At 67.3% G+C, this 5,399-nt stretch carries 5 protein-coding genes; all 5 read right to left on the bottom strand.

Annotation, left to right across the window (positions count from 1 at the left end; genetic code table 11):
• Positions 1 to 350: 350 nt before the first annotated feature.
• The gene (locus G3N93_RS33730; protein ID WP_206123859.1) at positions 351 to 902 is read right to left on the bottom strand and encodes a phosphonate degradation HD-domain oxygenase; all 552 of its coding nucleotides are present in this window, start codon (positions 900 to 902) and stop codon (positions 351 to 353) included.
• A gap of 4 nt (positions 903 to 906) precedes the next feature.
• On the bottom strand, positions 907 to 2,361 hold the full coding sequence (gene phnY, locus G3N93_RS33725; RefSeq protein ID WP_206123860.1) for a phosphonoacetaldehyde dehydrogenase: 1,455 nt from the start codon (positions 2,359 to 2,361) through the stop codon (positions 907 to 909).
• Positions 2,358 to 3,665, bottom strand: coding sequence for a phosphonoacetate hydrolase (phnA, locus tag G3N93_RS33720; RefSeq protein ID WP_206134911.1), 1,308 nt, complete (start codon positions 3,663 to 3,665; stop codon positions 2,358 to 2,360). The genes phnY and phnA overlap by 4 nt, the downstream gene beginning before the upstream one ends.
• Positions 3,662 to 4,522: a 2-aminoethylphosphonate ABC transport system, membrane component PhnV gene (gene phnV / locus G3N93_RS33715; protein WP_069252527.1), complete on the bottom strand. Its 861-nt coding sequence runs from the start codon at positions 4,520 to 4,522 to the stop codon at positions 3,662 to 3,664. The genes phnA and phnV overlap by 4 nt, the downstream gene beginning before the upstream one ends.
• Positions 4,512 to 5,399, bottom strand: an 888-nt coding sequence (locus G3N93_RS33710; RefSeq protein ID WP_241026808.1) for a 2-aminoethylphosphonate ABC transporter permease subunit, incomplete at its 5' end; no start/stop codon positions are given. The genes G3N93_RS33710 and phnV, both read right to left, overlap by 11 nt.

Genomic DNA, 5,399 nt, shown 5'->3' with positions numbered 1-5,399 from the left:
ACTTATCGGCTGTTAATTTTTAAAGAGCATTCTGCGAGGAACTTCGTGTTTCTCAGCAGCGCTGCGTTTTCAGCAGCAGAGAAGCGAGATTATGAACCGTGTTTCGCATTTCGTCAACAACTTTTTTCACTACATCGTTGCGACTGCGGGGTTCAACTTCCAGGCCAGTGGCGCGCTACAGACTCCAGCACACCGCCAACCCTGCTTCCCTCTTCCGCGCCGCGTTTCCGTTAGCGCGAAAGAGGCGTGATTGTAGGCAGCCTCTTCGATCTGCGCAAGGGGTTTCTCAAAAAAATATAAGGCCCCGCACGCTACCGCGTGCGGGGCCTTATATAGAGGCAGCCGAACCGTCAGGCCGCGCGCACCTGGCGCGCGACGATCTCCATATAGTGATCGAGGTTCGGCGTCACCTTGCCCTCTTCCTTCGCCGTATCGTCCCAGCGGCGCAGACGCAGCGCGTCCTCCGCGAACGGGCGCTGCAGGAACGCCGCCGTCTCCTCTTCACTGAAGATGCCGCCCTGCAACGCGAGGCTGCGCACCGAGTCCGGCGACAGGCTTTCGAAGTAGCCTGCGTCCGTGCGACACAGGCAGCGCTTCGCGTCGACGTGCAGCCGGATCGGCTCCAGCACCGCGTCGGAAAACAGCGGCCGCAGGAACGGCAGCACGTAATACTGATGCAGATCGTCGATCCCGCGCGCGCTCGGCGTCTCGCCCTGGCGATTCAGCAGATGCCCGAGGTCATGCAGGAACGCGGCCGCGACCAGCGCTTCGTCAGCCCCCGCCTCCTCCGCCAGCAAGCCGCTCTGCAATGCATGCTCGAGCTGCGTGACCGGCTCGCCGCTATAGGCCACATGGCCATGCTCGCGATACAGCCCGTGGATCTCTTCCACCGTCAATGCCATTCATTCACTCCCAAGGCAGCGAAAACGTCTTCAGGTTCGTGAAGCTCTTCATCGCCTCCTGAACGCCTTCCTTGTAACCGAGCCCCGAATCCTTGATCCCGCCGAACGGCGACAGCTCGATCCGGTAGCCGGGCACTTCCCATACATTCACCGTGCCGACGTTCAGCTCGTTCACGAACCGCACGACCGCCGCCGTGCTGTCCGTACACACGCCCGACGACAACCCGAACGCCGTCCCGTTGCTGATCCGGATCGCGTCGTCGATCGTGTCGAACGTGATCACCGGCGATACCGGGCCGAAGGTCTCCTCGCGCACGATCGTCATCGACGGATCGACGTTGTCGAGCACGGTCGGCGCATACAGCGCGCCGCGCCGCACGTTGCCGGTCAGCAGGCGCGCCCCCTGCGCGACCGCCTCCGCCACTCGCGCCTCGAACAGCCGCGCCGCTTCCTCGTCGATCACCGTGCCCATTTCGTTCGCGGGATCGAACGGATCGCCGTACTTCCATGCACGCGTCTTCTCGACGAGCAACTCGGTGAACGCGGGCGCGATCGAGCGCTGCACCAGCATCCGCTTGACGGCCGTGCAGCGCTGGCCCGAATTCCGGTACGAGCCGAGCACGGCCAGCGATGTCGCGCGGTCGAGATCGGCATCGTCGAGGACGATCAGCGGATCGTTGCCGCCCAGTTCCAGCACGATGCGACGGTAACCGGCCCGCGCGGCAATCGCCTTGCCGATCGCGACGCCGCCCGTAAAGGTGATCAGCGACGCATGCGGGTGCGTGACGAGCTCGTCCGCGATCTCGCGCGGATCGCCGGTCAGCACCTGCAGCATCGGCTCCGGCAGCCCGGCCTCATACAGCAGGTCGGCCAGGTAGAACGCCGACAGCGGCACCTTCTCCGACGGCTTCACGATCACACGGTTGTTGGTCGCGATCGCCGGCGCGATCTTGTGCGCCACCTGGTTCATCGGATGATTGAACGGCGTGATCGCGACGATCACGCCGTCGAGCGGCTGCCGCTGCGAGAACACGCGGCGCGCCTTGCCGTGGGGCGTCAGGTCGCACGAGAAGCTCTGCGCGTCGTCGCGCAGCGCCTCGATCGCCGCAAACTTCAGCACGTCGGCCACGCGGCCGATCTCGTAGCGGGAGTCCTGTTTCGACAGCCCCGATTCGAGCGTGATCAGGTCGGACGCTTCCTCGGTGCGCTCGCGCAACAGCGCGGCCGCACGCTCGAGGATCTGCGAGCGCTCGTATCGCGTAAGCGCCGGCCGGTACGCCATCGCGTAGTCGAATGCCGCGCGCACGTCGTCGACGCTCGCCAGCGGCGCCGTCCCGACGCGCGTGCCCGTGTAGGGGTCCATGACGTCGAGCGTGCGCTCGCGCGTCGCGCGCGTGCCGCACCAGCGCAGCGCCTCTGCGCGAAACGCCGGATGATCGTGTCGGGGATGAGCCATCATGTCGCGACCCGGTTCAGCACGAAATCGAACACGTCGAAGTTGCGCGGGCGACGCGCGGGATCGATCGGCTCGATACGGCGATTGAACAGCAGCGGTACTTCCTGCTCCGACACGCCGCCATGCGAACGCAGCGGCACCGTGAGGCCCGACAGATCGTGTTCGCGTTCGCGCGTACCGAGCGTCATGTCGCGGCGGCCGATCACGACGAGATCGCCGATCCGGTCGGCCGGCAGTTCGAACCGTGCGGCCGCTTCCGCGTTGTCGAGCACGAGCTCGACGCCGTCGAGGCCGCCGACGCGCCACATCGCCTCGGCCCGGTCGACGCCCGGCGCCAGATAGATGGTCGCAAACGAGCCGAGCGCACCGTGATGCACGACGTACGGATCCGTGATCGGCAGGATCACGCGCGCAGCCTGCGCGCCGTACCAGCCGTCGAATGCGTCCTGCAGATAGATGACGTTCGGCCGGCCCGTCGCGGGATCGTGCTTCGCGTTCATCCCGTGGTCGGCCGTCAGCCCGATCGCCCAGCCGAGCGCGTCGAGCTGCGCAAGGTAGCCGTCCATCATCGCGTAGAACGCATTCGCACCGGCACTGCCCGGCTCGCACTTGTGCTGCACGTAATCGGTAGTCGACAGGTACATCAGATCGACCTGGCGCGTCTGCGCAAGCCGCACGCCGGCCGCGAACACGAATTCGGACAACGCCGCGCTGTAGACGTCCGGCGACGGCAGGCCGACCCAGTCGAGCACGTCGACGATCCCGTTTTCCGCGAGATTCGCCTGCGCGGCCTTCTCGGCCGAGAAGCAGATGCCGTTCATCTGCCAGCCGAGCAACCGGCGCAGCTTGTCCTTCGCCGTCACGACGGCGACCCGCGCGCCGGCGTCGGACGCCGCGGCGAGCAGCGTGCCGGCCCGCAGGTAGGCCGGGTCGTTCATCATGACTTCGGCGCCGCGCCCGCCGTCGGCGGCCGGATCCCAGAAATAGTTGCCGCAGATGCCGTGGACCGACGGCGGCACGCCGCAGACGATCGACAGGTTGTTCGGGTTGGTGAAGGTCGGCACGACACAATCGGCGCGCCAGGCCGTACCTTCCGAAATCATCCGGCCGATGAACGGTGCGACGCCCGCTTCCACAGCCCGTTCGAGATAGTCGTACTCGCAGCCGTCGACGCAGACGACGACGGTCGGTTCGACCGGTAGCCGGTAGTGACGGCCGTTGACGTCGACGGAGCGCCCCGCGAGACCCGTCGATGCGCCGGCTGCCGACGCTTCACCGGGTTGGCGCAATGCGAACGCGGCGTTCATGATGCCACCCGCTTGCCGCGCGGCACGCGCGCAGCGATCAACAGCAGCGCCGCGAGCGACGCGCCGAGCATCAGCAGCGACAGCGCCGATGCCGGAAGGTAGTACCCGCGCTCCACCTGGCCGATCACGACGATCGGCACGGTTGCAAAGCCGGGCGGATAAACCGTCAGCGTCGCGCCGAGTTCGCCGAGCGACAGCGCAAAGCCGAGTGCAAGGCTCGCGCGCAGCGCCGGCACGAGCTGCGGCAGCAGCACGCGGCGCAGCACCATCGCGGGCGGCGCACCGAGGCTCGCCGCCGCTTCGCGCAGCACGGTCAGTTCCGGACGCAGGGCGGCAGCCGCGCAGCGATAGCAGAACGGCAGGATCAACGCGAGCTGCACGAGCACGACGATCGCCGCCGAGCTCGACAGGTCGACCGGCTTCTGGTGGTACGCGATCAGCACCGCGAGCCCGAGCACGACGCTCGGCACACCGTTCGGCACCATCACGAGCGCGTCGACCACCGCGCCGAGGCCACGTCGGTCGCGCCCTTCGAGCGCCAGCGCGAGCCACAGCCCGAGGATCGTGCCGACTGCCGATACGCCGAAGCCGATTTCCAGGCTCGTCAGCAGCGCGTCGTATTCCGGCGACCCGAGCCGCTCGAACCAGCGCAGGCTGTAGCCAGCCGGCAGAATCGTGCCCGACCACTGCGTCGACACGCTCGACAGCGCGACGACGATGACGGGCAACACGAACAGCCAGAAGCACGCGAACGCGGCCAGCGCGAGCGCCGCGCGCGACGCATGCTTGAGCACCGTGTCGCCCCAGCCGATCTGGTGGCGCGGCACGGCTTGCCCGATACGAAATTCAGCGGACATCGTTCCCTCCCGTCGCACGCCGGTTCACCCGGCGATAAACCGCATACAGCGCCAGCGACAGCGCGAGCATCACGACCGCACCGGCCGACGCGGTCGGCAGGTCGAGGTCGACGGTCGCGCTGCTGTAGATCGCAACCGGCAGCGTCACGAGCCGCGCGCTGCCGAGCACCAGCAGAATCCCGAATTCGTTGAGCGTCAGCAGGAAGCACAGCACGGTACCAGCGGCGATGCCCGGCCACGCGATCGGCAGCACGACGCGGCGGGCGAGCATCCACCCGGACGCGCCGAGGCTGCGCGCGGCTTCGATCAACCGCAGGTCGAGCGTCGCGAACGACGCGAGCGTCGGCCGCACGACGAACGGCGTATAGAACACGGTCTGCGCGAGGATCACGCCGCCAATGCCGAACAGGAAATCGAGCGGCGGATTCTCGAGATGGAACAGGTGCTGCAGCGCGATGCTGATCGAGCCTTGCGAGCCGTACAGGAAGATCAGCGTGAACGCGACGAGGAACGACGGGAACGCGACGTACAGTTCCAGGAAGCGCGTGACGAGCGACGCGCCCGGAAACGGCTTGAAGAACAGCAGCGCGGCCAGCAGCACACCGAGCACCGACGCGGTGCCGGCGCTCGCGAACAGCACGCCCAGTGTGGTCAGCAGCACGCCGCTGGTGTCGGGGTTGCCGAAGAACGTGCGGTACGCGGCAAAACTCAGCCCGTGGTCGCCCGACACGCTCAGCAGCACGAGCCGCACCAGCGGATAGACGACGAGCGGGCCCAGCAGGAGGATCGCAAGCACGGCCAGGTGCAGGTCGCCCATGCGCTTGCGGCGCCGCGCGGCGGCGGCGTGCGCGGCGGCCGATGCGAGCACGTGCGGCGG

The organism is Burkholderia sp. Se-20378 (genome assembly GCF_017104665.1).
GTDB lineage: Bacteria > Pseudomonadota > Gammaproteobacteria > Burkholderiales > Burkholderiaceae > Burkholderia > Burkholderia lata.
Note: the sequence above shows the minus strand (reverse complement) of the source record. Positions and strands in the feature narration are given on the sequence as shown.